The sequence below is a fragment of the Dactylosporangium sp. CS-033363 genome (assembly GCF_050942475.1).
Classification (GTDB): Bacteria; Actinomycetota; Actinomycetes; order Mycobacteriales; family Micromonosporaceae; genus Dactylosporangium.
Genome location: NZ_CP192032.1, coordinates 3,794,346 through 3,818,894 on the forward strand (window position 1 = coordinate 3,794,346; position 24,549 = coordinate 3,818,894).

A 24,549-nucleotide genomic window follows, 5' to 3' on the forward strand; every position below is an offset into this window, starting at 1 on the left:
CTGATCGAGGTGAATCGGACCCGGCTCGCCGTCGTGGCCGGGATCGTGCTGCTCGCCGCGGCCGAGGCCGGCCTGCATCTCGGTGGCGCCACCATGCTGCGCCTCTACAGCGTCTGCATGATGGTGCTGACCACGGGCGGCGCCGCCTGGCACGCGGGCTACGCCTGGCGCGGGCGCGGCCGGGTGCCCAGGGTCTGGTGGCTCACCGGCGCCGGGCTGGCCCTCTGGGCCTGCGGCGAGTGGGCGGTCGGCGTGCCCACGCTCATCACCGGCAGCATCGGGGCCCACAGCAACCTCGCCGACATCACCAACTTCTCCGCGCTCGCGCTGGCCGTGATCGCGATGTGCTCCGTGCCGACCGCACCGCGCAGCGCCGCCGGCAAGGTGCGGATGGCGCTCGACGGGCTGGTCGCGGTCAGCGGCTTCTTCGGCGTCGGCTGGCTGCTCATCCTGGCCCCGCTCACCCGGGTCACCGGCGACTCCATGGGCGCGCTGGTCGACATGGCCTACCCGCTCGGCGCGATCGCCGTGCTGTCCACGGGCTTCACGGTGCTGGCCGGGCAGCCGCTGCGCCGCGGCAACGCGCTCACCGTCATGAGCGGCGGCGTCGTCGTGCTCACCGTCACCCTGCTGGTCGAGATCGCGGCCTGGGCGGCGGACTCCGGCGACTGGTACGAGCCCTGGACCCGCGGCGGCTACGTGCTCGCGGTGGCGCTCCTGGCCGTCTCCCCGCTCCTGCGGCTCCCGGAGCGCACCGAGTCCGTCGCCCGCGCCGAGGCCTCGGCGTCCTCGGGCTCGGCGCTGCCGTACCTGCCGGTCGCCGGCTTCGTCGCGGCCGCCGTGCACCCGGCGATGAGCGGCCGGCTGGACCCGGAGGTCATCGCGGCCGCCGTGCTCATGCTCGGCGGCGTGCTCGGCCGCCAGTTCTTCGCGCTGCGCACGAACGCCGCCCTCGCCCGCGACCTGGAGCGCGAGCGGGTGCGGTTCGCGCACGACGCGGTACACGATCCGCTGACGGGTCTTCCGAACCGGGCCGGGCTGCAGGCCGCGCTGGACGGGGCCGGCCCCGGCGCCACCCTGCTGCTGGTCGACCTCGACGGGTTCAAGGCGGTCAACGACACGCGCGGGCACGCCGCCGGTGACGAGCTGCTGCGGGAGACCGCCCGGCGGCTGCGGGCGGCGACCGTTCCGCTGGGCGACGGGGCGACCCCGGCCCGCCTCGGCGGCGACGAGTTCGCCGTGCTCATTTCCAGAGCCGGCAGCGGTACCGCCCTGGCCCGCGACATCCTCGCCCGCTTCTCGGCCCCGGTGCGCCTCAGCGAGGGCCACGTCGAGCTGCGGGCCAGCATCGGCGTGGCCGGGGCCCGCTCCGGCGGCGACGGCGAGACCCTCCTGCGCGACGCCGACGCCGCCCTCTACCAGGCCAAGGAGCTCGACAAGGGCGGCTACCGGATCTTCGACGACGAGCTCGCGGCCCGCCTGCAGCAGCGGCGGATGCTGGAGGAGGACCTGCGCGCGGCGGTTCCCGGCGGTCAGCTGCGTCTCGTGTACCAGCCGATCGTCGACCTCGCCGCCGGCGGTACCGTCGGCGCGGAGGCCCTGGTCCGCTGGCAGCATCCGCGCCTCGGCCTCGTCGCCCCGGACCAGTTCCTGCCCGCCGCCCGCGCCGCCGGGCTGCTGCCGGCGCTCGACCGCTGGGTGCTCGCCGAGGCGGTCGGCACCCTCGCCGCGCACCGGGCCGTCGAGCCGGAGCACCACGTGCACGTCAACGTGTCGGCCGAGTACCTGGCCGCGGGTACCCTGGCCGCCGACGTCCGCCGCGAGCTCACCGCGCACGGGGTGCCCGCCGACGCCCTGGTGATCGAGGTCACCGAGACGGCGCTGGTGGACAACCTGGACGCGGCCGCGCGGAGCCTGGGCGAGCTGCGCCGGCTCGGGGTCCGGGTGGCCCTGGACGACTTCGGCGTCGGGTACTCCTCCCTGTCCTACCTGCGCCGCCTGCCCGTCGACATCATCAAGATCGACCGCTCGTTCGTGTGCGACCTGGACGGGGTCGACGGCTCCGCGGTGCTCGTCGAGGCCATCGTCGGGCTCGCCCACGGCCTGGGCCTGACCTGCGTCGCCGAGGGCGTCGAGGACGAGGGGCAGGCGGCCCGGCTGCGCGCCCTGCACTGCGGCCAGGCCCAGGGCTACCTGTTCGCGCGCCCGCAGCCGTCGATGCCGCGCTCGAAGCTGCCGGTCTGAGCCATTATCCTGGTGATATGAGGGCGCATGCACCGAGCGCCGCCGACCTTGCCCCCGGCGACCACGTCTGCTGGCGGTACTCCGACGATGCCGCCCACCGCGCGGCCCTGGCCGGATACATCGCGGGCGGCGTGCGCGCCGGCCAGAAGATCGTGCATTACCGCGCGGACGCCGCCGAACCCGACGTTCCGGGCGCGGCCGCGGCCCGGCGCACCGGCCAGTTCACCTCGGAGCCGGTCGACCGGACCCGCCCGTTCGACGCCGGCGCCTGGATCGCGATGCTCGTCGAGATCATCGACGCGGCCCGCCGTGACGGCTGGACCGGCGTCCGCTTCGCCGGCGACATGGTCTGGTCGCTCGGGCACCTGGCGGACGACAAGCTGCTCGCGTACGAGAGCCGGATCAACGCCCTGTACGCCGGCACCGACGCGATCGGGCTGTGCCTGTACGACGTCCGCCGGTTCGAGCCCGCCGCGCTCGGCGCGCTCGGCCGGGTGCACCCCGACACCGCGCACGCCGACGGCGACGGCGACCGGCCCCTGGCCCGCGTCGCCGCCACCGACGAGCCCCTCGGGATGCGGCTCACCGGCGAGTTCGACGCCTCCAACGGCGGCTGCCTGGAGCCGGTGCTGGCCGGCCTGGCCGCCCGGGCCGCCGGGGCGCCCCTCGTGGTCGACGTGACCGGCCTCGAGTTCGCCGACCTCAGCGCGCTGCGGACCCTGGTGCGCGCGGCCGGCACGGTCTCCGGCGGGCTGCGGATCGTCGGCGCGGGCCCCACGCTGCAGCGGATCGTGGAGCTGTGCGGCCGCGGCCCGGTGGAGTTCGCATGACCGGCACCCGGTTCGCCCACACCGCGCTGCTGTACGCGAGCGCCGCGGAGTACCTCGACACCGCCGTCACCTACGTGCGGGCCGCCCGCGACGAGGACCGCCCGGTGCTCGTCGCCGTCCCCGGGGCCGACCTGGAGCGGATCCGGGACGGCGTCGGACCCGGCGGCGACGTGACGTTCTGGGACGCCGAGGCCACCTCGCGCAACCCGGGGCGGATCATTCCGGCGCTGCTGGAGTACTGCGCCCGCCACCCCGGCCGCCGCCCCGCCCTGCTCGGCCAGCCGATGTGGGTCGGGCGGACCGGGGCCGAGCGCTCCGCCGTCATCGTGCACGAGGCGCTGGTCAACGCGGCCATGGCGGGCGTGGACGGGACGGCGTTGTGCCCGTACGACATCGCGGGCCTGCATCCGGACGACGTCCACGACGCCCGGCGCACCCACCCGCACCTGACCGGGGCCGGGGTCGCCGAGTCCGGGGCCGGCTTCGCCCCGTCGGCCGCCCTGGCCGAGCACAACCGCCCGCTGCCCGCCCCGGCCCACGCCGCCGCCATGGCCTACGACGCGGCGGGCGGCCTGCGGCTGCTGCGCCGCGCGGTCGCCGAGCACGCCGCGGCCGCCGGGCTGCCGGGGGAGCGGGCGGCCGACCTGGAGTTCGTGGTCACCGAGCTGGCCACCAACACGCTGCGGCACACCACCGGCGGCGGCACCCTGCACCTGTGGTCCGACGGCGAGACCCTGGTCTGCCAGGTCACCGACGGCGGCCACCTGCGCGACCCCCTCGCGGGCCGGCTCCCGGTCGACCCGACCAGCGAGCGCGGCCGCGGGCTGCTGCTGACCCACCAGATGTGCGACCTCGTCCAGGTGCGCACCGACCCGACCGGCACCGCCATCCGCGTCCACATGGGACATTGACGTTTCATAAATACATCTGAATACTTCGATGCATGCTCAGTCTGGGACGCCTGGCCGCCGCGGTCATGCTCGCACTCGGTACCACCGGCACGGTCCTCGCCGTGTCCGCCACCCCGGCCCTCGCCGACGGCTGTTACACCTGGAGCGGCTCGCTCGCCCAGGGCTCGTCCGGCGAGGCCGTGCGCCAGCTGCAGATCCGGGTGTCCGGCTACCCCGGCTCCGGCGGCGTGCTGGCCCTCGACGGGCAGTTCGGGCCCGGCACCAAGGCCGCCGTGCAGCGCTTCCAGAGCGCGTACGGCCTGAGTGCCGACGGCATCGCCGGCCCGCAGACCTTCGCCAAGATCTATGCCCTGCAGGACGACGACTGCACCCCGGTGAACTTCTCCTACGGCGAGCTCAACCAGTGCAACAGCACCTGGGCCGGCGGCAACGTCTCCGCCGCCACGGCCAAGGCCAACGCCCTGGTCACGATGTGGAAGCTGCAGGCTCTGCGGCACGCCCTGGGCGACGCGCCGCTCACGGTCACCAGCGGATTCCGCAGTACGTCCTGCAATGCCGCGGTCGGGGGCGCGTCCAGCAGCCGGCACCTGTACGGCGACGCGGCCGACCTGGTGTCGGGCTCCCGGACGCTGTGCCAGCTCGCCCAGGAGGCCCGCAACCACGGGTTCGCCGGCATCCTCGGCCCCGGCTACCCCGACCACAACGACCACACCCACGTCGACGGCCGCCCGTCGCGCTTCTGGTCGGCCCCGAACTGCGGCGTGTCCGGACTGGTCGGGGGCCTCGACCCGCTCGGCGACGACTGAGTTTGCCCTAGACCCAGGTGGGCGTGCGGCCACCGGCGTAGCGCGCCCCGAAGCCACCGGTGGGGAGGATCTCGTCGATCGCGGCGAGGTCCTCCTTGCTCAGCGCCAGGTCCGCGGCCGCCGTGTTCTCCTCGACCCGGGACACGCTGCGGGTACCCGGAATCGGCACGACGTGCTCGCCCCGGGTCAGCAGCCAGGCCAGCGCGAGCTGGGACACGGTCGCGCCCGTGCTCTCGGCCAGCTTGGTCAGGCGCTCGACCGCCTCGAGGTTCCGCTCGTAGTTGCCGGGCTGCCAGCGCGGGTCGGTGCGGCGCATGTCGCTCGGGTCGTACTGGTCGGCCGGCTTCGCGGTGCCGGTCAGGAACCCGCGGCCGAGCGGCGAGTAGGGCACGAAGCCGATGCCGAGCTCGGTCAGGGTCGGGAAGATCGCCTCGACGTCCCGCTCGAACAGCGAGTACTCGGTCTGCAGGGCCGAGACCGGCTGCACGGCGTGCGCCTTGCGGATCGTCTCCGGGCCGGCCTCGGAGAGCCCGAAGTACTTCACCTTGCCCGCGTCGATGTACTCCTTGACCGTCCCGGCCACGTCCTCGATCGGCACGGTCGGGTCCACGCGGTGCTGGTACATGAGGTCGATGTGGTCCACGCCGAGGTACCGCAGGCTGTTGTCGATGACCTCGCGGATGTGCTCCGGGCGGCTGTCGAAGCCGAAGTCCCGGGTGAAGCCGAACTTGGTCGCGATCACGATCTCGTCGCGGAAGTCCTTCACCGCCCGCCCGACGGTCTTCTCGTTCTCGCCCCAGCCGTACAGCTCGGCCGTGTCGAAGAACGTGACGCCCAGCTCGTGGGCCCGCCGGATGGTGGCGATGCCCTCCTGCTCGTCGCCCGGGCCGTAGGCGAGGTGGATGCCCATGGCGCCGTACCCGATCGCGGAGACGGTCAGCCCCTGCTGGCCCAGTGTGCGTGTCTGCATGACTGTCAGCCTACGCCGAATCTGTCAGTGGCTGACAAGTTTGGCGGCGGGTTACCCTGATCACGTGGGCTTGCGGGAACAGACTCGGGCGGCGGTGCGCGCGGCGATCGCCGAGCGCGCGCTCGAGCTGTTCGACGCGCGCGGCTTCGACGCCACCAGCGTGGACGACGTGGCCGCGGCGGCCGGCATCTCGGGGCGCAGCTTCCACCGGTACTTCCCGGCCAAGGAGGACGCCGTCATCGGCGACTCGGCGGCCGCCGGGCACCTGGTCGCCGAGACCCTCGCCGCCCGGCCGGCGGGGGAGTCCCCGTGGCGGGCGATGCGGGCGGCCCTGCAGCCGATCGTGGAGCTGTCGCAGGCGAACGCGGAGCGCACGGTCCGGGTCATGCGGGTCGTCAACGGCTCCGCGTCCCTGCGGGCCCGGCACCTGGAGAAGCACCTGATGTGGTCGCGGCTGCTCACCCCGATCATGCGCGCGCGGCTCGGCGACGGGCCGGGCGGCGACGTGCCCGCGCAGGCCGTGGTGTTCGCCGCGCTGTCCTGCCTCGACGCCGCCTACGCGGGCTGGGACGGCACCGGCGGCTTCGGCGACGTGCTCGACCTGGCCTTCGCGGGGGTCAGCGCCGGATGAGCCCTTCGAGCAGCGGACGGTACACCTGGGCGGAGTCTCCGAGCGGGTCGAAGTGCGAGGATGCGTTGCCGTCGAGGTAGGTGGTGGCCACCTCGACCTCGTCGAGCGGACGGCCGGCCCGCACGGCGTCGATGAGGACCCGCATCTCGTAGTCGAAGCCGTCGCCCGGGACGTCCAGCAGCCACGGCAGCAGGCCCGGCGGGAACGCGCGCAGGCCCGTCTGCGTGTCGCGGAGGTCCCGGCCGGTCGCCGCCCGGAACAGCGCGGCGGTCACGCCGTTGCCGAAACGACTGCGCAGCGGTACCGCGGAATCGAACCTCCGGACGCCCAGCGCGATCCGCCCGGTGACCTCGGTGTGCCCCGCGACGCGCGCGATGTCCCCGGCGCTGTGCTGGCCGTCGGCGTCGGCGCACACCACGGCCTCATCCGGGTGATGCTCGGCGATGTGGGCGAACCCGGTCCTGAGGGCGGCGCCCTTGCCGCGGTTGGCCGGGTGGTGCAGCACGGTCGCGCCCAGCGCGCGGGCCGCGTCCAGCACCGCCGCCGCCCGCGGGCCGCTGCCGTCGTCGACCACGACCGCCGGGCTCTTGCCTCCGAGGGCGGTGAGCAGCTCAGGCAGGTGGAAGCCCGGGCGGTACACCGGAAGCAGCAGGATCATCCCTCGTCGATACCCCGCCGGCCCGGCGCATGAACGCGACGAGGAGCCGTTCCCGGCGGCGCAGGGTCGCGTCGCGGGAGGCGCCGAGGAAGCACAGCCGCGAGCCGAGCCGCAGCAGGCGCTCGGACTGCCACGGCCCGTCGGCCGGGATGTCGAGCAGCGCCCGGCCGCGCAGCCGGAGGATCTTGCCGGCCAGGAACCGGACCCGCGGCAGGTGCCACGCGTGGGAGACGAGGCCGAGCGGCTCCCTCGCCGAGTACGGGCCGCCGACGAGCCCGTCCCGGACCAGGTTGAGCAGGTTCTCGAGCGTGCTGGTGGAGCGCGTCTCGGCGTACAACCTGGTCATCTCGGACAGGCCGGCCTCCTCGGCCGCCCGCAGCATGAGGTCGCCCTCGCGGCTGCCGGGCGGCGGCTCCGGCGCGTTCTCGGAGGCGCCGGCCCAGCCGCCGGTGAACACGATCCGCTCGGGTGCGCCCGCCGCCGCCGTGTGCGCGACGGCCGCCGCGACGCGCGCGAGGCTGTCCGCCGTGAGCACGTACCGGCCTGCCTGTTCGACCACGCCCCGCCCGAACACGAGCAGCGTGGCGGCGTGCGAGGGCATATCGCGACGGTAACCCGATCGATAGACTCCGCGGCATGAGGGGGCGCGTGGTGCGGCGCACCGTGGCGATGCTGGCCTGCGTCGTCGCCGCCGTGCTCGGGGCCGCCCCCACGCCGGGCGAGGCGTCCCGGGCGCCGCTGCGGGTGCTGCAGCTCAACCTGTGCGACAGCGGGTACGCGGGCTGCTACAGCGGCCGCGCGATCCCGGTGGCCGCGGCCGCGATGCGCGCCAACCGGCCCGACGTGGTCACCCTCAACGAGATCTGCGCCGGCGACGTCGACGCGCTCGGCGCCGTGCTGCAGGAGATCTTCCCCGGCGACACGATCGTGCGCGCGTTCCAGCCCGCCGGCGACCGGCGCACCGGCGGCGGGGCCTACGCGTGCGTGAACGGACAGGACTACGGGATCGGCCTGGTCGCCCGCGTCGCCGGCCCGCGCCGGCCGACCGTGATCAACGGCGGGCTGTACCCGGACCAGGACACCAACGACCCCGAGGAGCGCGCGTGGGTCTGCGTGCACGCGCGCGGGGCGTACCAGGCGTGCACGACGCACCTGGCCAACACGGTGCCGGCGGTGGCGGTGGCGCAGTGCCGGTACCTGTTCGGGACCGCCATCCCGGCCCTGCACGCGCGGGCCGGCTACGCCCCGACGGTGGCCGCGGGCGACTTCAACCTGCTCGACCGCGCGCAGGGCTGCGTCCCCGACGGCGCGTACGTGCGGGCGGACGACGGGGCCGTGCAGTACGTGATCGCCACCCCCGACCACCGGCTCGTCGGCAGCACCGCGCTGGACCTGCAGCAGGCGACCGACCACCCCGGCCTGCTGGTGACGCTCTTTCCGGTTCTTTGAGGTTTGCGGCCTTTTGGCGTTTGCGGCCTTTTGGGGTTTGCGGACGCCTCCGCTGCGTGACCCCGATCATGGCCGTAGGCTGCCGCCGTGCTGGTCGTCGCCGTCGTCCTCCTGATCGCCGTGCTGGGCTTCGCCGTGGCGCGCCCGTTCGGCCTGCCCGAGGCCGTGGCGGCGGTCCCGGCGGCGCTGCTCGCGGTGCTGTTCGGCCTGGTCAGCTGGGGCGACGCCTGGGGTGAGGTGCGCGAGCTGGGCCCGACCGTGGGCTTCCTCGCCGCCGTGCTGCTGCTGTCGTACCTCGCGGAGCTGCACGGCGTGTTCGCGTACATCGGCGACCTGGCCGCCCAGCACTCCCAGGGCCGGCCGAAACGCCTGCTCGGCGCCGTGTTCGCGGCCGCCGCCCTGGTCACCGCGGTGCTGAGCCTCGACGCGACGGTGGTCCTGCTCACCCCGGTGGTCTTCGCCGCCGCGCTGCGCATCCGGGCCCGGCCGGAGCCGCACGTCTACGCCTGCACGCACCTGGCCAACTCGGCGTCGCTGCTGCTGCCCGTGTCGAACCTCACCAACCTGCTCGCCTTCGCCGCCAGCGGCCTCGGCTTCGCCGCCTTCGCCGGCCTGATGGCGGCCCCGTGGCTGGCCGTGGTCGGGGTGGAGTACCTGGTCCTGCGCCGCTTCTTCGCCGCCGACCTCGCCGTGGCCTCACCCCCACCGGCGGCGGACCCGATCAAGGCGCCGCGGTACGCGCTGATCGTGCTGGTCCTCACCCTCGCCGGCTTCGCGGTCGGCCAGCCGCTGGGCGTGCACCCGGCGTTCGCCGCGGTCGCCGGCTCCCTCGCGCTGGCGGTGCCGATCGCGCGGAAGCTGCGCGTTCCGGCGGTGGTGCGCGCGGCGAACCCGGCGTTCTGCGCGTTCGTGTTCGGTCTGGGCGTGGTCGTGCTCGCCGTGCGCAACCACGGCCTCGGCCGCCTGGTCGACGCCCTGACCCCGGGCGACGCGACGTTCCTGGGCCTGCTGGCGGTGGCGGCCCTGGCCGCGCTGCTGGCCAACGTCCTGAACAACCTGCCGGCCACGCTGGTCCTGGTGCCGGCGGTGCAGCACTCGCCCGGGCTGCTGCTGGCTGTCCTGATCGGGGTGAACGTGGGCCCGAACCTCACGTACGTGGGCTCGCTCGCCACGTTGCTCTGGCGGCAGATCCTGCATGCTCGGGACGCGGCTCCCTCGGTCACGCAGTTTCTCCGGCTGGGTGCTCTGACCGTGCCGATGGCGCTGGTCGCGGCCGTGGCTGCGTTGTGGGCCGGGCTGCGGATCGCGGGGGTTTAGGCCCGATATGTCGGGCGCTGGCGCGCCGCGACATATCCGGATTTATACTCTGACAGGCGATATGTCGGATTCCATGCTGCTGTGGCGGATCTTGCGCGTTTCTGCAAGTCTCAGTGCATGAACGTGCTCGTCTGGCTTGCCGAGGGCACCTGGGAGGCCGCGGCCTCGGCCGCCGTGCGCCTGGCGCCCGCGGATGCGCGCATCACGCTGCTGCACGTGGTCGATCCGGCGGCCGCCGCGGAGGTGACCGGGGCGTGGACGGGGCTGCTGGGACGCGGGCACCGCGATCCGGCGCCGGCGATGGCGGCCCTGTCCGATGCCGCGGAGCGTGACCTGCTGGCCGCGGCGGCGGCGCAGCTCGATCGGCCGGCCGAGACCGCCGTGCGGCGGGGGCGGACCGAGCATGAGGTGATCGCGGCCTGCAACGAGCTGGGCGCGGAGCTGCTGGTGGTCGCGCGGGACGGGGACCGGACTCGGGTGGGGCCGCGCAGCCTGGGGCGGCATACGCGGTTCGTGGTGGATCACGCGCCTTGTCCGGTGCTGCTCGTGTGGCCGTCGCAGCCATTGGTGACGACACCTCCGCCGCCGCCACCGCCCGGGACGCCGCCTCCTCCGCCGCCGCATGGCGGGCCCCCGCCTCCGCCGCACGGCGGGCCCCCGCCTCATGGTGGGCCGCGCTGACCCCCACGGCAGCGGGCTCATGCCCCCGGTGTGCCGAGGACTGACGGCAGCCCGAAAGCGCCAAACAGTTGTGGCGTTTCGAACACGTCCATGGCGACCACCGAACCGCGGGAAACGCGCAACAGAATGAGCACGAACGCGCGGAACTGGGTGTCGCCCGGGCGCAGGATGTACGCGGCCACCGCCGGCTGCCGGTTCGCCGCCGTCGGCAGCATCCGCCAGGACCCCTCGGACATCATGTCGCGTCGCAGCGCCGGCGCCACCCGATCCTTGCCGTGCCACGAACCGACGCGGGGCTCGATGCTCAACCGGACATCATCGCGCAGCAACTCGATCAGCGCCGAAGGATCCGCGCTCTCGTGCGCGTCGATGTACCGCCGCACCAGTTCGCGCTGATCGGCGTCCGGCTCGCTCACGGGTGCCCACTCCAGCCGCCCGCCGGGCCACCGCTCGCGCAACGCCGCCCGAGCCCGCCGCAGCGCAGAGTTCACCGCCGGCGTGGTCGTGTCCAGGATCTCCGCCGTCTCATCGGCCGACATGGACAACAGATCACGCAGCATCAGTACTGCCCGTTGCCGCGCCGGCAACACCTGGATCGCGGCCAGGAAGGCCAGCGAGATCGTCTCGCGGTCGACGGCCAGCGCGTCGGGACCGGGGCGCTCGTCGAGCAGCTCGTCCGGGTACGGCTGCAATGCCGGCGCCGGTCGCCGCAGCGTGTCCAGGCAGACGTTCGTCGCGATCCGATACAGCCACGTTCGCGCACTCGACCGCTGCTCGAACGCGTCCCGCGACCGCCACGCGCGCAGGAACACCTCCTGCACGTGGTCCTCGGCGGCCTCGAACGAGCCGAGCATCCGGTAGCAGTGCACGTGCAGCTCACGGTGGTACCGGCGGGCAAGGTCGGCGATGTCCACACAAACTTCCTACCCCACCGATGACTTTCCGGCGCGGCATCGTCTACCCGGGTATGGCACTTGTTGAAGCGGACATCTCAATGTCGGTCGACGGCTTCGCCACCGGCCCGGACCTGGACGCCTTCCCGGGACTGGGCAAGGGCGGCGAACAGTTGCACGCATGGCTCGACGAGCGCGAGGGCGCACGCCTGAGCGAGGCGACGTTCGCCGCGTCCGGCGCGTTCGTCACCAGCCGCCGCGTGTTCGACGACACCGGCGGCTGGGCCGGGCACGCGAAGTTCTGGGAGGAGCCCGCGTACGCGGGCTACTACGGCATGCCCGTCTTCGTCGTGACGCATCGCGCGCACGAACCTGTGCGAACGCGCGCAACGACGTTCACGTTCATCACCGCGGGCGTGGCCGAAACGCTCAAGGCCGCGGCGGCCGCCGCCGGCGACAAGCGCGTGCACATCATGGGCGGCGCGTCCCTCGTGCAGCAGTCGCTGCGCACCGGCCTGGTCGAAAGGCTGCGGCTGCACATCGCGCCGGTGCTGCTGGGCTCGGGCACCGCCCTGTTCGACGGCGCCCCCGGCCCGGACCTGCACCACCTGGACACCGTGGACACCCCGGGCGCGACGCACGTGACCTATCGCGTCGGCCGGCTCAGCCCGCCCGGTGGAAGGTGATCGGCAGGACGCCGTGGATGTCGAAGATGCTGCCCACGAGCCGCCAGTTCGACTCCCGGTTGAGCCGCATCGTCGACCACCGCGCGAACTGGCCGTTCGCGAGCTGGTACATCGCGTGCCGCCCCTCGTACGCGCTGCCCCCGGCGCCGCGCACATCGCCGAGCACGGTGCCGGACGGCAGCTCGAAGCGCGTGGTGCCGATGACCACGTTCGAGTACGCCACGATGGAGAAGCCGGCGCCGGTCGAGCGGAACTCGACCATGGCGTAGTTGCCGTACTGGACGGACCAGGTCCCGGCGATCGTGACCTCCCGCGGAAACTGCCACGGCTCCACGCGCCCACCTCCGGGCACGGATTCTCCGCGCGTCGCGATCACCGGTCCATCGGCCGCTCGTCCTCACTCATCCGGCGCGGCGGCCCACTCAGCCCCGGTCACCGGCGCGGCGGCGTAGCGACGGCTCAGCCGCCGGTACGGCCGTGAGCGCAGCGCCAGCACCGTCGCGACGATCCCCACGACGCCGGTGAGCACGAACACGAGCGCGATGCCCCGGTCGGCGCCGGTCCCGAACCAGCCGCCGATCGTGCGCGCCCCGAACCCGTCCGTCATGAACGGAATGAACACGAACTGCGCGATCGGCGAGATGAGAAACGCGGTCAGTGGCGACGCGGACTGCTCGACACTCTGCGCGAATCCGAACACCCGCCCCTGCCGCTCGTACGGCACCACCTTCTGCAGAATCGTCTGCTCGGCCGCCTCCGCGTAGGGCACGAGCAGCATGTACACGTACAGCCCGGCGGTCAGCAGCACGATCGAGGACTTGAGCGGGAACAGCAGCGTCACCGTCCACAGCACCAGGTTCACCGCGAGCAGCAGCCCCACGGGATTGCGCCCGAGCCCGGTGCGCGCAATGAGCAGCCCGCCCACGATGAACCCGGTGCTGAGCGCGCCCCACAGCAGCCCCCACGTCTGCACCGACACGAGCGACAGTCCATATGCGTCCATGAGCGCCATGAACACGCCGCCGAGGAAGTTGTTGAACGCGGAGAAGATGATGAGCGCGTTCAGCCCCGGCACCTGCGCGACGACGCGCAACGTCCCGCGCAGGTCGACCCGCCGCTTCCCGGACTCGCCCGCACCACCCGCCGACCCCGCGCCCGCCGCATCCCCGGCCGCCGCATCCCCGGTCGCGGCCGCCACCAGCGCCGACTCCGGAGTGTGCACGTGGTCGGCGCCCCGCTCGTCGATGCGCACGAGCGCGAGGTGGGCGAGCCCGCCGGCGAGCACCACGAGCGCCAGCACGAGCACCCACGTCATGCCGCCGGCCGCGACGAGCACCCCGCTGATGACCGACGTGACCAGGAACGTGACCCCGGATGTGGTACCCACGAGCCCGTTCGCCCTGTCCCGGCTGTCCTCCTCGATGAGCACGGTCACGAGCGTCGGCAGCGCGATCGTGCGAATGTTCCCGGCGATCACGCCGATCATGAGCAGCACGATGAGCGACCACAGCCGCACTCCCGCCGGATCGCGGAACGCCCCCTCAGGTGCCGTCTGGTACAGCACGAGCGCCGCCCCGTACATCACCAGCGACGCGGCCGCCGAGACCTGCATCATCGTCTTCTTGCCGTGATGGTCGACCAGGCTGCCGAACCAGATCCCGGTGAGCGCCGTCAGCACGAGGAAAATCCCGGACACGACCCCGGTCGCGAACACGGAGCGCGTCTGCAGGAACACGTAGAACGTGATCGCGAACCAGACGGTGAAGTTCATGACGGACACCAGCAGGGTGTTCACGAGCAGGTGAAAGAACGCCGGCCGGTCTCCGCGAATGCTCATGATCCGACCGTATGACGTGAACCCCGGTTGATGTCCAGCATTTCCAGCTCCCTCACAGCTCAAGTGAACGTCGCGCGGTAGGCCTGCGGGGTCACGCCGGTCGTGCGTTTGAACTGTTCGCGGAAGTTCGTCGGCGACGGAAACCCGGCCAGGTGCGCGATGCGCTCGACGCCGTGCCCGGTGGTCTCCAGCAGCTCCTGCGCGCGGCGGATGCGCGCGGCGGCCAGCCACTGGATCGGACTGCGCCCGGTCTCGTCGTGGAAGCGCCGGTTCAAGGTGCGAACGCTCAGTCCCGCCTGCGCGGCCATGTCCGAAAGCGACAGGTCCCGATGCGCGTTCGCCTCCAGCCAGGCGAGCAGTGGCGCCAGTCCGGCGCCGTCCGGTGGGGGAGCGGGCCGCGCGATGTACTGGGCCTGCCCGCCGTCCCGATGCAGCGGAGCCACCGCCAGCCGGGAGGCGTGCGCGGCCGCCGCGGCACCGTAGTCGCGGCGGACGAGGTGCAGGCACATGTCGACCCCGGCGGTGGCGCCGGCCGAGGTGACGAACTGTCCACAGTCGACGTACAGGACGCCGGGATCCAGTTCCACGGCCGGGAATCGGCGGCGGAACTCGTCGGCCGCCAGCCAGTGGGTGGTGGCGCGCAGACCGTCGAGCAGGCCCGCCTCCGCCAGGGTGAACGCCCCGACGCAAATGGACACGATGCGACAGCCGTTCGCGGCCGCTTTGCGGAGCGCGTCCAGGATCTCCGGGTCCAGGGGCTCGAAGCTGTCACGGCCGGGGACCACGATGGTGTCCGCGCGTTCGAGCGCGTCCAGCCCGTGGTCCACCGCGATGCGGATCGGTCCCGCGGCCACCGTCGGCGTCGCGGCGCAGACCTCGACGCGATACCCGGGAATGCGGCCCAGCGTCTCGATCGGCGTCGCGAGGTCGAACGGAATTGTGTCGGGGAGGGCGAGGACGGCGACCGTGTGCAACGCATGTCTCCGAAACAGAGGATGGCAGGAAACAGCCGGACAACGGCAATCCTGCCACTGGTTGCGGCCCCGGCGCGAGCGCGAGCATGTGGGCATGTTGATGCAGATTGTGCTGTTCGAGGGGTTCGACCCGCTCGACGTCGTCGCCCCGTTCGAGGTGCTCGCGGCCGGGGCCGACCTGGCCGGGCGGCCGGAGGACGAGGTGCGGCTGGTGGCGGCGGACGGTCCTGGCGCGGTGGTGAGCGGGACGCGCGGGCTCACCCTGCACGCGGCGGCGGCGATCGACCCGGACGCGCCGGGATACGTCATCGTGCCGGGGGCGAGCGGCGCCGTGGACGCGATCCCCGTGCTGCTGGGCCGGTTCGCGCAGTCCGCCGCGGTACCGCTCGTGCGTTCGGCCATGGGCAACCCGCGCGTCACGGTCGCGACGGTGTGTGGCGGGTCGCTCGCCCTGGGTATGGCGGGCCTGCTCGCCGGGCGGCCGGCGGTCACCCATACGCTCGGCATGGAGGCGCTCGCGGCGACTGGCGCGCGGGCCGTGCGCGCCCGCGTGGTCGACGACGGCGACCTGGTCACCGCGGGCGGCGTGACCTCTGGGCTCGACCTGGGACTGCACCTCGTCGAGCGGGAGTACGGCGCACCGGTCGCCCTGGCCGTGGAGGCGCTGTTCGAGTACGAGCGCCGCGGCACGGTCCACCGCTGAGCGAACGCGTGTTGCGTCGATAGTTGCGTCGGGAGCCGTTTGCGGGGTATCACTCGGGGGCAGTATTTCCATCATCGAAATATCGGCCCCGAGAAGGGTGTGTCATGCGGGTTGCGTCGGCGATCACCGGGCGTCTCGGGGCGATCCTCGTGCTGCTCATCGCGGTCGGGCTCACCGCCCTCGCGTTTGTCACCTCGCCCGGGCAGCCCGCCGCCAGCGCCACCGACGGGCTGCCCGCCGGGAAGCAGTCGACGCGGGTCACCGAGCTCGAGGACCGGTTCCCGAGCGGGCGCACCCAGACGGCGCTCGTCGTGTTCGAACGCACCAGCGGGCCGCTCACCGCGGACGACATGCAGGCCGTCGACCGGGTCCGGCAGGCCGTGAACACGCAGGCGCCGCCGGTGCCGTCCGAGGACAAGCAGGCCGTGCTCGTGGCCGTTCCGCTCAAGAGCGGCGGGATCGAGCAGGTCGCGGACGAGGTCGTGCAGCTGCGCGCATCGATCGACAACGTGCAGGCGCCCGACGGGCTGACCGTGCTCGTGACCGGCGGGCCGGCGTTCGCGCGGGACATCTCCGCCGCGTTCGAGGGGGCCGACTTCACGCTGCTCGCCGCGACCGCGATCGTCGTGGCGGTGTTGCTGCTGGTGACGTACCGGAGCCCGATCCTTTGGCTCGTTCCGCTCGCCGTCATCGGGACCGCCGACCAGGTGGTGGCCAAGCTGCTGCCCTGGGTGGCGAAGGTCGCCGGGCAGCCCACCGAGGGGCAGGTCAGCGGGATCGTGTCCGTGCTCGTGTTCGGGGCCGGGACGGACTATGCGCTGCTGCTCATCGCGCGCTACCGCGAGGAACTGCGCCGCACCGAGAGCCGCCGCGAGGCCATGGCGATCGCGCTGCGAGGCGCCGCGCCCGCCGTCATCGGCAGTGCCACGACCGTGGTGCTCGCGTTGCTCACGCTGCTGTTCGCGGTGCTCACGACGAACCGGACGCTCGGTGCGGCCGCCGCGCTCGGGGTGGTCGTGGCGCTCGCGTTCGGGCTGATCGTGCTGCCGGCCGCGCTGGTGTGCCTGCCGCGCGGGGTGTTCTGGCCGTTCGTACCGCGCGTCGGCTCCGACGATCCCGCGCACGCCGGGTTCTGGTCGCGGGTGGCCGGCGGGGTGGAGAAGCGCCCGCGGGTCGTGCTCGGCGTCGCCGTGCTGCTGCTCGCCGGGCTCGCGGCGGGACTTGCCGGGACGAAGATCGGGCTCTCCCAGACCGAGCAGTTCCGCACCGAGGTCGAGTCGGTCACCGGGGCCGAGGCCCTCGCGCGGCACTATCCCGCCGGGGCGGCCCAGCCGGTCACCGTGATCGTCGACGCGTCCGCCGCCGACCAGGCCGTGAGCGCCGCCAAGGGGGTCGCGGGGGTGGCCAAGGTCGGCGAGCCCGAGCGCTCCGACGACGGCGCGCTGGTCACCTTCGACGTCGACCTGACCAGCGGATCCGGCACGGCGACGGCCGATCGCACGGTGCAGGACCTGCGCGCGGCGCTCAAGGGCACCGCCGGAGCGCTGGTCGGCGGCGACCCCGCGGCCGACCTCGACGAGCGCGACGCCAACCTTCGCGACGACTACGTGGTCGTACCCCTCGTGCTCGCCGTCGTCCTGCTCGTCCTCGTCCTGCTGCTGCGCTCGCTGGTCGCACCGTTGCTGCTGCTGTTCACGGTCGTCGTGAGCTTCGCGGCGAGCCTCGGGGCCGCCAGTCTCGTGCTCCGGTACGTGCTGGACATCCCGGCGCTCGGCACCGCGGTACCGCTGCTGGCCTTCCTGTTCTTGGTTGCCCTCGGCGTCGACTACAACATCTTCCTGGCCACCCGGGCCCGGGAGGAGGCCGCGCACCTGGGCACCCGCAAGGGCATGGTGCGCGCCCTCGCCACCACGGGCGGGGTGATCACCTCGGCCGGCATCCTGCTCGCGGCGGTGTTCGCGGTGCTCGGGGTGCTGCCGGTCATCGTGCTCACGCAGATCGGCGTCATCGTCGGCATCGGCGTGGTGCTCGACACGCTCATCGTGCGCACGATCGTCGTGCCCGCCCTGGCGCTGCTGCTCGGCGACCGCTTCTGGTGGCCGGCCACCATCAAGGGCCGGCACGAGGCCGAGGGCCGCCACGAGGACCCCGAGCCCTCAGACGGCCGGCACCTCGAAGGTGTCCGTAGCGAGCAGTGACCACACCTCGGTGTCGTAGCGGGCGCCGCGGTACAGATACTCGTCCCGCAGCACACCGTCCAGCCGCATCCCGACCCGCTTCGCCACCGCGGAGCTCGCGACGTTGTCGGGCCTGCACTTCCACTCCAGGCGGTGCAGGCCCCGCGTCGTGAACGCCCAGTCGATGAGCACCCGCACCGCCCGCGTGATGAGGCCCCGGCCCTGCGCGGCGGGCTCCAGCCACACGCCGATCTCGGCCTTGCCCGCCTCGGTGCTGAAGCTCACGAACATCGTGCCGCCCACGAGCGTCCCGTCGAGCCAGATGCCGAACAGCCGCCCGGCGTCGCGGGCCTGCAGGTCGGCGTAGCGCTGCAGGGTGGCCCGGGCCGAGTCGAGGTCCGTGCTCACCGACGCCCACGGGATCCACGGGTCGACGGCCTCGCGCGCGCGGTCCATGTGCGCGAGGAACTCCTCGGCCTGCCACGGCTCCAGCGGGCGCAGCCGCGCCCCGTCGCCCAGTGAGACGCTGAACATGGCCTCAGCTTATCGGGCCATCTTCCTGAAAGCGCTCTCATAACGTTTTCCCAGCTCAAGACGACGATTGAGAGCGCTCTCCATAAACCCGTCATTGACACTGGTCGCATTTCGGCCGCAGAATTCGCAAGGACCCCCCGAAGCCGCCCACTTCGATCCCACGGAGTCCATCAATGCGCATACCCAGACGCCGGCCTGTTGTCGCCGGCGCCCTCGCCCTCGCCGCAGTCGCCACCGCCCTCACGTTCGTCGTCCTGCCCAGCGCCGAGGCCGCCACCCTCGGCTCCGGCTCGTACGCCACCGCCAACCCGGCCGGCACCACCGGCCCGACCGGCTGCGGCAACATCGCCACCAACCCCCGCCAGTACGTCACCGCCAACGCCCCCGCCGGCGCCGTGCCCACCAACGACTGGTGGTCGTCGCTGTTGTTCAAACGCACCGACTGCAACTACTCGACGCCGCTCGAGGCGCACCCGATGGCCTTCAAGCCCGCCAACAACGGCCTCGGCGTCTCGTACACCACCGAGGCCGCCATCTCCGGCACGGCCACGGGCGTCGGGGAGTACCACTTCCCGTACACGACGGAGTTCACCCTCGGCGTGACGGGCCTCAACGCGCCCAGCACCCTCGTCGACGGCTGGACCGACTGGACCGTCACGCCCTCGTGGTCGGACGGCACGCGCACGCTGAAGACCACGATCGGCCATGGCATCCCGTTCGTGTACGCCCAGACCTCCGGCGGCAACGCCCAGCTGTCCTTCGGCGGCGCCCCGAGCGTGTGGTCCAACAGCGCCAACCGCATCGGCTTCACGGTCCGCGGCCACGACTACATGGCCTACGCGCCCACCGGAGCCACGTGGACGGTGAGCGGTGCGAACATCACCTCGACGCTCGCCGGCAAGAACTACTTCTCGGTGGCGCTGCTGCCGACCACCACGTCGACGTCCGCCGCGGACCGCACGGCGCTTGCCAACACCTACGGCCAGTACGCGCACAACCACGTCACCGGCACGCGTGTCGCGTGGAGCTTCAACCAGTCCACGAGCACGGTGAACGCCACGTACACGTTCACCACCACGGCCCGGGAGGGCACCGGCTCCGGCACGGTGCTCGCGCTGTACCCGCACCAGTGGAAGAACCTGTCCGGCTCGACCCCGATCGCGCAGACGTACGTGTCGCCGCGCGGCACCATGAAGGTGCTCACCGGGGCCGGCGCGTTCACCACCGGCACGAAGTACCAGGGCGTGCTGCCCGAGATCCCGGCCGTCGCCGACTCCTCCGGCGCCGACCTCACCACGGTCGGCGCGTACCTCGACCAGGTCGCGACCGGCGACCCGCTCGCCGCGTTCGGCAACGACACGTACTGGACCGGCAAGGGCCTCGGCCGCGCCGCCCGCGCCGCCGAGCTCGCCGACCAGCTCGGCCGCACCAGCCAGCGCGACGCGCTGCTGAACGCCATCCGCACCCGCCTGACCGACTGGTTCACCGCGGGCTCCGGCGAGAGCGGGCGCCTGTTCGTGTACAACCAGGCCTGGGGCACGCTCATCGGCTACCCGGCGTCGTACGGCTCCGACCAGGAGCTCAACGACCACCACTTCCACTACGGCTACTACATCGCGGCCGCCGCCACGCTCGCCAAGTTCGACAAGGCCTGGGCGGCCACGAGCGCGTACGGCGGCATGGTCAACCTGCTCATCCGGGACGCCAACAACCCGGACCGCAGCGACACCATGTTCCCGTTCCTGCGCGACTTCGACATCTACGCCGGGCACGACTGGGCGTCCGGGCACGGTTCGTTCGGCGCGGGCAACAACCAGGAGTCGTCGTCGGAGGGCATGAACTTCGCCAACGCGCTCATCCAGTGGGGCATCGCGACCGGCAACACCGCGGTCCGCGACGCCGGCCTGTACATCTACTCCACGCAGGCGCAGGCGATCCAGGAGTACTGGTTCGACTCGTCCAACCAGAACTTCCCGTCCACGTTCGCGCACAACACCGTCGGCATGGTCTGGGGCGACGGCGGCGCCTACGCGACGTGGTTCAGCGCCGAGCCGGAGATGATCCAGGGCATCAACATGCTGCCGGTGACCGGCGGCTCGCTCTACATGGGCTACAAGCCGGGCTACATCGCGACCAACTACAACGAGATGACGACCAACAACGGCGGCCCGCCCACGGTGTGGCAGGACATCCTGTGGTCGTTCCAGGCGCTCGGCAACGGCGATCAGGCCCTGGCGAACTTCCGGAACAACTCGGGGTACACCCCGGAGGAAGGCGAGAGCAAGGCGCACACCTTCCACTGGATCCGCAACCTCGCCGCACTGGGCACAGTGGACACCTCGGTGACCGCGAACACGCCGCTGTACGGGGTGTTCACGAAGAACGGTGCGCGCACGTACGCCGCCACCAACCTCGGGACGTCGGCCCTCACGGTGACGTTCTCCGACGGCCACACGCTGACGGTCGGGGCGGGCAAGACGGCGACGAACGGGGCGTACACCTGGAGCGGGGGCAACGGCACCAGCAACCCGCCGACGTCCCAGCCGCCGACCTCGCCGTCGCCGTCGCCCTCGACGTCCTCGTCGCCGCCGCCCAATGTCGGCTCGAACAAGTTCTTCCTGCGCTCCGGGCCCGCGTTGAACACGACGGCCGGCGGCGGCGCGACCACGCAGACGGTCACGGCCGCCAACGGCAACTACGACGGCACCCCGCACAACCCGGTCACCTACCGGGTCTGCGGCATCACGGGAAGCGCCAACGGCGGGGCGACGCAGTTCGCGTTCCACGTCGACGCCGGGGCCGCGGTCGGGCAGGGCATCCAGGCGCGGGTGTCGTACGACTTCACCGGCGGCGGCAGCTACGGCCGGGTCGAGACGTACCGGTACTTCGCCACCGATCCCGTCGCCGGCACCGAGCAGTACACCCAGGCGGTCGGCCTCAGCTCGTCGTCGGGCACCCTGTCCGCGATGAACCGCGGCTGCGTCCAGCTGGAGCTGTGGAACGCCATCGGCAACGCGAACACCACCGTCCGGGTGGATGCGAGCGCCGCCAACGGCAACCAGTCGGCGCTCACCATCCCCTACACGGTTTCCTGAGCGGACGGCCGGGTCAGCGTCACGGTGACGCTGACCCGGCCCTTCTCGTCGCGGTGCGCCACCGCGTGGCCCGGTCGGTCCGCGCCGTCCAGGTGCAGACTGATCGGGCCGCCGTCACCCAAAAAGTTGCGCCACCACGCTTTCGCGTCCGGCACTTGTACGCCGATGCGCACGGTGTCCCCGTCCCGCCGGTACCCGACCGGCGTGCTGAACGTCCGCCCCGAGCGGCGCCCGGTGTATGTGACGACGGTCAGGTGCCGGCGCACCATCCGGCCGAAGCGCGGCGAATCGCGCAGTCGCAGCACGCAGGCGTTCACCCGGCGCACGGTGTTCTTGGGAAGTTCCACGGGCGCCACCGTACCGGCCAAGTGGAGACCCCCGTCCAGTTGCGCCTAAAGTGAGCGACATGAGCCACGGGGTCTCTCAGTTGCGCACCGACGCGCGCCAGAACCGCGACCGGATCGTCGAGGTGGCCGGCGCCCTGTTCGCCGAGCGGGGCATCGACGTGCCGATGGCGGCGATCGCGCGGCACGCGGAGGTCGGGGTGGCCACGCTGTACCGCCGCTTCCCGACCCGCGAGGCGCTCGTCACCGAGGTCTTCGCCGAGCAGTTCGCGGCGTGCACGGGTGTGCTCGACGACGCGCTCACCGACCCGGATCCGTGGCGCGGCTTCTGCACCCTCGTTGCGCGGTTGTGCGCGATGCAGGCGGCCGACCGGGGGTTCGCGGCCGCCGCCCTCGAGGCGTTCCCGGACGTGCTCGACTGCGACCGCGAGACCGCACGTGGCCTGGCGGCGTTCGCCGGGCTCGTCCACCGCGCCCAGGCGGCGGGCAGGCTGCGGCCGGACTTCGAGCCGGGCGACCTGCTGATGGTGCTCCAGGCCAACTGCGGCGTCGACGACTCGGCGCGCCTGGTGACGTACCTCCTCGACGGGTTCGCGGCACAGTGAACAGCCACCCGAGCATTCGCGCGTTCGCCTGGGACGACTACGACGCCGTGGTGGCCATCTGGCGCGCGGTCGGCAGCGACCCGTTGCCGCGCGCCGAGCTGGAGGCGAAGCTCATCCGCGACCCGGAGCTGTTCCTGATAGCTGAGGACGGCGGTGCGGTGGCCGGCGTGGTCCTGGGCACCTACGACGGGCGCCGCGGCTTCATCCTGCGCCTCGCCGTCGACCCGGCCCACCGCCGCCGCGGCCTCGCCACCCGGCTCGTCGCCGAGCTGGAGCTGCGGCTCAAGGCGCTCGGCTGCCCCCGCATCAACCTGTTCGTGCTGCCGGACAACGCCGCCGGCCTGGGCTTCTGGCAGGCGCTGGGCTATCTGCCGGTACCGGATGTGGTGTGCACGAAGCCCCTCTAGCCGTTGCGGTGGTGCTTCTTGACGAACGTGTACCCGTCGGGGAGCGGCTCGTCCGGCAACTGTCCATTGTCGATCGCCTGGCGGTGCAGGGCGAGCGCGCGCGGGGACGGGCGGGTGCCGGGCTGCAGCTTGCGGGTGAACCCGGTGACCCAGTGCTCGTGCCGGTTGGACGGGTCGTGCTCGTCGACATCGGGCCGGGTCGCAGGATCGATGAGCGGGGCGTAGAACAGCATCGGCAGCACCTCGGCCCCGGGCGCCGGCGGGAACGTGGGCCGGCCGCTGGGGTCGAGGCTGCCGTCGACGCGGGTGACGTACCCCTCCCGGATCAGCTGGTCGATCGCGTTGCGCAGCAGGAAGGTGCCGCGGGTGCCCTTGCCGAGCCCGGCCCGCTTGACGAGGTCGGCCTCCGGGAAGACCGCGCTGCCGTCCGGGAACGCCCGCCCGTGCCGGCGGACCGCGTCGAGCACCTTGCCCCGGTTCGAGCTCGCCGGGCGGAACTCGTGCGTGACGGTCAGCGGGTCGTACGCGTGGAAGTAGGCTACCCCGTCGACCCGCAGCGGCTCGTCGAGCGGCGCCGTGCGCAACACGATCTGCCGCCGGGCCGGCTGCCAGGAGATCGCGACGAGCACGCCGACCTGCACGTCCTCGGGCCACGCCACGTTCACGGTGTCCCCGTCGAGTTCGGCTTCGAAGGTGTACCGCCCCGGCGTGACCCCGTGCGCCCTGTGCTCGAGCACGACGGTGGCCGCGCCGTCGCACTCCTCGGGCACCGGGATGGTCCCGGCGTCGAGGTCGCCGCGCCGCAGCGCGTACCGCCGCAGGGTCTTCACGCTGCGAATCTACCCGCCCGCGGGCCCGGCGCCAGCAGGCCACGGCCGCATGTCCGCGCCGGGTGATTCGGGGTTCGGGCCGGTAGGGGCGCAGGAGGCGGGTATCCACCGTGCCGTGACGAAGGTACTCATCACAGGATGCGGCACCGGGTTCGGGCACGAGGTGGCGATGCGCCTGGCCGAGAAGGGCTTCGACGTCATCGCCTCCGTGGAGATCTGGGCCCAGGTGCAGACCCTCAAGCGGCAGGCGGAGCGGCGCGGGGTGCGGCTCCAGGTGGAGAAGCTCGACGTGACCGACGACGGGGACCGCCGCAAGGCGCTGTCGTGGGGCGTCGAGGTGCTGGTGAACAACGCCGGGGTGGGCGAGGGCGGCTCGACGCTCGACATCCCGGGGGCCAACATCCGCCGGGAGTTCGAGACCAACGTGACCGGGCCGCTGCTGCTGACCCAGGGCATCGCCAAGCAGATGGTCAAGCGGGGCAAGGGGCGGATCGTCTGGGTCTCGTCCCGCGAGGGGCTCAACGTCAACCCGTTCACCGGCATCTACGCGGCGTCCAAGCACGCGATCGAGGCGATCGCCGAGACGATGGCGATGGAGCTGCAGGAGTTCGGCGTCGAGGTGGCCACCGTGAACCCCGGGCCGTTCCTGACCGGCTTCAACGACCGGATGTTCCAGACCTGGCAGAGCTGGGAGGACGACCCGTCCGAGCGGCTCTTCGACTACTCCAAGCTCGCGTTCCCGCGGGCCCAGTTCGACCCCGAGCCGGTGTTCGCCACGATGACCGCGGTCGCCGCCGGCGAGGTCGACTCGTTCCGCAACCTCGAACCGAAGTCGATGATCGACGAGACCAAGCACCTGCAGCAGGTGCCGTGGGAGCGCAGGACCACGGACGGGCTGGGCACGCGACCCAAGCAGCTGCAGTCTTCCTACGACATGCAGCCCGAGACGATGGTCGCGGTGTAGTAC

25 protein-coding genes are annotated in these 24,549 nt (G+C 72.6%); 15 read left to right on the forward strand and 10 right to left on the reverse strand.

The window, feature by feature from the left end; genetic code table 11:
* Positions 1-9: 9 nt before the first annotated feature.
* Genes ACQPZ4_RS17625 through ACQPZ4_RS17640 form a run of 4 tightly spaced genes read left to right on the forward strand, consistent with a single transcriptional unit; the run spans position 10 to position 4,791 of the window.
* Complete coding sequence (locus ACQPZ4_RS17625) at positions 10-2,244, forward strand: putative bifunctional diguanylate cyclase/phosphodiesterase (RefSeq protein ID WP_433061959.1); 2,235 nt, start codon at positions 10-12, stop codon at positions 2,242-2,244.
* A 17-nt stretch (positions 2,245-2,261) separates the two neighbouring features.
* Positions 2,262-3,074, forward strand: a complete 813-nt coding sequence (locus tag ACQPZ4_RS17630; RefSeq protein WP_433061962.1) for an MEDS domain-containing protein — start codon at positions 2,262-2,264, stop codon at positions 3,072-3,074.
* The gene (locus ACQPZ4_RS17635; RefSeq protein WP_433061964.1) at positions 3,071-3,985 is read left to right on the forward strand and encodes an anti-sigma factor RsbA family regulatory protein; all 915 of its coding nucleotides are present in this window, start codon (positions 3,071-3,073) and stop codon (positions 3,983-3,985) included. The genes ACQPZ4_RS17630 and ACQPZ4_RS17635 overlap by 4 nt, the downstream gene beginning before the upstream one ends.
* A 32-nt stretch (positions 3,986-4,017) precedes the next feature.
* Positions 4,018-4,791 carry a D-Ala-D-Ala carboxypeptidase family metallohydrolase gene (locus ACQPZ4_RS17640; RefSeq protein WP_433061967.1) on the forward strand — a complete coding sequence of 258 codons (774 nt, stop codon included), beginning with the start codon at positions 4,018-4,020 and terminating at the stop codon, positions 4,789-4,791.
* A 7-nt stretch (positions 4,792-4,798) separates the two neighbouring features.
* Here the strand turns inward: ACQPZ4_RS17640 and ACQPZ4_RS17645 are convergent, their stop codons facing one another.
* The gene (locus tag ACQPZ4_RS17645; protein WP_433061970.1) at positions 4,799-5,761 is read right to left on the reverse strand and encodes an aldo/keto reductase; all 963 of its coding nucleotides are present in this window, start codon (positions 5,759-5,761) and stop codon (positions 4,799-4,801) included.
* Between the two features lie 64 nt (positions 5,762-5,825).
* On the opposite strand from ACQPZ4_RS17645, the gene ACQPZ4_RS17650 reads away from it, so the two are divergent.
* Positions 5,826-6,392, forward strand: coding sequence for a TetR family transcriptional regulator (locus ACQPZ4_RS17650; protein WP_433061973.1), 567 nt, complete (start codon positions 5,826-5,828; stop codon positions 6,390-6,392).
* Here the strand turns inward: ACQPZ4_RS17650 and ACQPZ4_RS17655 are convergent.
* Positions 6,379-7,050 (reverse strand): glycosyltransferase family 2 protein, encoded by a 672-nt coding sequence (locus tag ACQPZ4_RS17655; RefSeq protein ID WP_433061976.1) that lies wholly within the window; start codon positions 7,048-7,050, stop codon positions 6,379-6,381. The two genes, ACQPZ4_RS17650 and ACQPZ4_RS17655, sit on opposite strands and share 14 nt — an antisense overlap.
* Positions 7,004-7,651 carry a YdcF family protein gene (locus ACQPZ4_RS17660; protein ID WP_433061979.1) on the reverse strand — a complete coding sequence of 216 codons (648 nt, stop codon included), beginning with the start codon at positions 7,649-7,651 and terminating at the stop codon, positions 7,004-7,006. The genes ACQPZ4_RS17655 and ACQPZ4_RS17660 overlap by 47 nt, the downstream gene beginning before the upstream one ends.
* Positions 7,652-7,686: 35 nt before the next feature.
* Here ACQPZ4_RS17660 and ACQPZ4_RS17665 point away from each other — a divergent pair, with 35 nt between their 5' ends.
* The 3 genes from ACQPZ4_RS17665 (at position 7,687) to ACQPZ4_RS17675 (ending at position 10,497) form a co-directional block, all read left to right on the forward strand.
* Positions 7,687-8,499 carry an endonuclease/exonuclease/phosphatase family protein gene (locus ACQPZ4_RS17665; RefSeq protein WP_433061982.1) on the forward strand — a complete coding sequence of 271 codons (813 nt, stop codon included), beginning with the start codon at positions 7,687-7,689 and terminating at the stop codon, positions 8,497-8,499.
* Positions 8,500-8,586: 87 nt separating this feature from the next.
* Positions 8,587-9,816, forward strand: coding sequence for an SLC13 family permease (locus ACQPZ4_RS17670; protein WP_433061985.1), 1,230 nt, complete (start codon positions 8,587-8,589; stop codon positions 9,814-9,816).
* Positions 9,817-9,933: 117 nt separating this feature from the next.
* Positions 9,934-10,497, forward strand: a complete 564-nt coding sequence (locus ACQPZ4_RS17675) for a universal stress protein (RefSeq protein ID WP_433061988.1) — start codon at positions 9,934-9,936, stop codon at positions 10,495-10,497.
* Between the two features lie 17 nt (positions 10,498-10,514).
* On the opposite strand, the gene ACQPZ4_RS17680 is transcribed toward ACQPZ4_RS17675, so the two are convergent.
* The gene (locus ACQPZ4_RS17680) at positions 10,515-11,351 is read right to left on the reverse strand and encodes a sigma-70 family RNA polymerase sigma factor (RefSeq protein WP_433061991.1); all 837 of its coding nucleotides are present in this window, start codon (positions 11,349-11,351) and stop codon (positions 10,515-10,517) included.
* 113 nt (positions 11,352-11,464) lie between these two features.
* Between ACQPZ4_RS17680 and ACQPZ4_RS17685 the strand changes: the two genes are divergently transcribed.
* On the forward strand, positions 11,465-12,076 hold the full coding sequence (locus ACQPZ4_RS17685; protein ID WP_433061994.1) for a dihydrofolate reductase family protein: 612 nt from the start codon (positions 11,465-11,467) through the stop codon (positions 12,074-12,076).
* Here the strand turns inward: ACQPZ4_RS17685 and ACQPZ4_RS17690 are convergent.
* From ACQPZ4_RS17690 to ACQPZ4_RS17700, 3 genes are all read right to left on the reverse strand, one after another.
* The gene (locus ACQPZ4_RS17690) at positions 12,054-12,410 is read right to left on the reverse strand and encodes a hypothetical protein (RefSeq protein WP_433061997.1); all 357 of its coding nucleotides are present in this window, start codon (positions 12,408-12,410) and stop codon (positions 12,054-12,056) included. The genes ACQPZ4_RS17685 and ACQPZ4_RS17690 overlap by 23 nt on opposite strands.
* 63 nt (positions 12,411-12,473) lie before the next feature.
* Positions 12,474-13,913: an MFS transporter gene (locus ACQPZ4_RS17695; RefSeq protein ID WP_433062000.1), complete on the reverse strand. Its 1,440-nt coding sequence runs from the start codon at positions 13,911-13,913 to the stop codon at positions 12,474-12,476.
* A 59-nt stretch (positions 13,914-13,972) separates the two neighbouring features.
* Positions 13,973-14,887 (reverse strand): GlxA family transcriptional regulator, encoded by a 915-nt coding sequence (locus tag ACQPZ4_RS17700; RefSeq protein WP_433062003.1) that lies wholly within the window; start codon positions 14,885-14,887, stop codon positions 13,973-13,975.
* Between the two features lie 94 nt (positions 14,888-14,981).
* Between ACQPZ4_RS17700 and ACQPZ4_RS17705 the strand changes: the two genes are divergently transcribed.
* Both ACQPZ4_RS17705 and ACQPZ4_RS17710 read left to right on the forward strand, forming a co-directional pair.
* The gene (locus tag ACQPZ4_RS17705; protein ID WP_433062005.1) at positions 14,982-15,590 is read left to right on the forward strand and encodes a DJ-1/PfpI family protein; all 609 of its coding nucleotides are present in this window, start codon (positions 14,982-14,984) and stop codon (positions 15,588-15,590) included.
* A 104-nt stretch (positions 15,591-15,694) separates the two neighbouring features.
* Positions 15,695-17,788, forward strand: a complete 2,094-nt coding sequence (locus ACQPZ4_RS17710; protein WP_433062008.1) for an MMPL family transporter — start codon at positions 15,695-15,697, stop codon at positions 17,786-17,788.
* On the opposite strand, the gene ACQPZ4_RS17715 is transcribed toward ACQPZ4_RS17710, so the two are convergent.
* Positions 17,747-18,301 carry a GNAT family N-acetyltransferase gene (locus tag ACQPZ4_RS17715; RefSeq protein ID WP_433062010.1) on the reverse strand — a complete coding sequence of 185 codons (555 nt, stop codon included), beginning with the start codon at positions 18,299-18,301 and terminating at the stop codon, positions 17,747-17,749. The genes ACQPZ4_RS17710 and ACQPZ4_RS17715 overlap by 42 nt on opposite strands.
* A 173-nt stretch (positions 18,302-18,474) precedes the next feature.
* Here ACQPZ4_RS17715 and ACQPZ4_RS17720 point away from each other — a divergent pair, with 173 nt between their 5' ends.
* On the forward strand, positions 18,475-21,396 hold the full coding sequence (locus ACQPZ4_RS17720) for a glycosyl hydrolase (protein ID WP_433062013.1): 2,922 nt from the start codon (positions 18,475-18,477) through the stop codon (positions 21,394-21,396).
* On the opposite strand, the gene ACQPZ4_RS17725 is transcribed toward ACQPZ4_RS17720, so the two are convergent.
* On the reverse strand, positions 21,381-21,743 hold the full coding sequence (locus tag ACQPZ4_RS17725) for a nitroreductase/quinone reductase family protein (protein ID WP_433062016.1): 363 nt from the start codon (positions 21,741-21,743) through the stop codon (positions 21,381-21,383). The two genes, ACQPZ4_RS17720 and ACQPZ4_RS17725, sit on opposite strands and share 16 nt — an antisense overlap.
* A gap of 59 nt (positions 21,744-21,802) precedes the next feature.
* Between ACQPZ4_RS17725 and ACQPZ4_RS17730 the strand changes: the two genes are divergently transcribed.
* Together ACQPZ4_RS17730 and ACQPZ4_RS17735 are read left to right on the forward strand one after the other, a co-directional pair.
* The gene (locus tag ACQPZ4_RS17730; protein WP_433062019.1) at positions 21,803-22,345 is read left to right on the forward strand and encodes a TetR/AcrR family transcriptional regulator; all 543 of its coding nucleotides are present in this window, start codon (positions 21,803-21,805) and stop codon (positions 22,343-22,345) included.
* Complete coding sequence (locus ACQPZ4_RS17735) at positions 22,342-22,752, forward strand: GNAT family N-acetyltransferase (protein WP_433062021.1); 411 nt, start codon at positions 22,342-22,344, stop codon at positions 22,750-22,752. Before ACQPZ4_RS17730 ends, ACQPZ4_RS17735 begins: the two co-directional genes overlap by 4 nt.
* Here ACQPZ4_RS17735 and ACQPZ4_RS17740 read toward each other — a convergent pair.
* Entirely contained in the window at positions 22,749-23,582 is an 834-nt protein-coding gene (locus tag ACQPZ4_RS17740; protein WP_433062024.1) for a hypothetical protein, read from the reverse strand. The genes ACQPZ4_RS17735 and ACQPZ4_RS17740 overlap by 4 nt on opposite strands.
* Before the next feature lie 115 nt (positions 23,583-23,697).
* Between ACQPZ4_RS17740 and ACQPZ4_RS17745 the strand changes: the two genes are divergently transcribed.
* Positions 23,698-24,546, forward strand: coding sequence for an SDR family oxidoreductase (locus ACQPZ4_RS17745; RefSeq protein ID WP_433062027.1), 849 nt, complete (start codon positions 23,698-23,700; stop codon positions 24,544-24,546).
* The last annotated feature ends 3 nt before the right edge of the window (positions 24,547-24,549 follow it).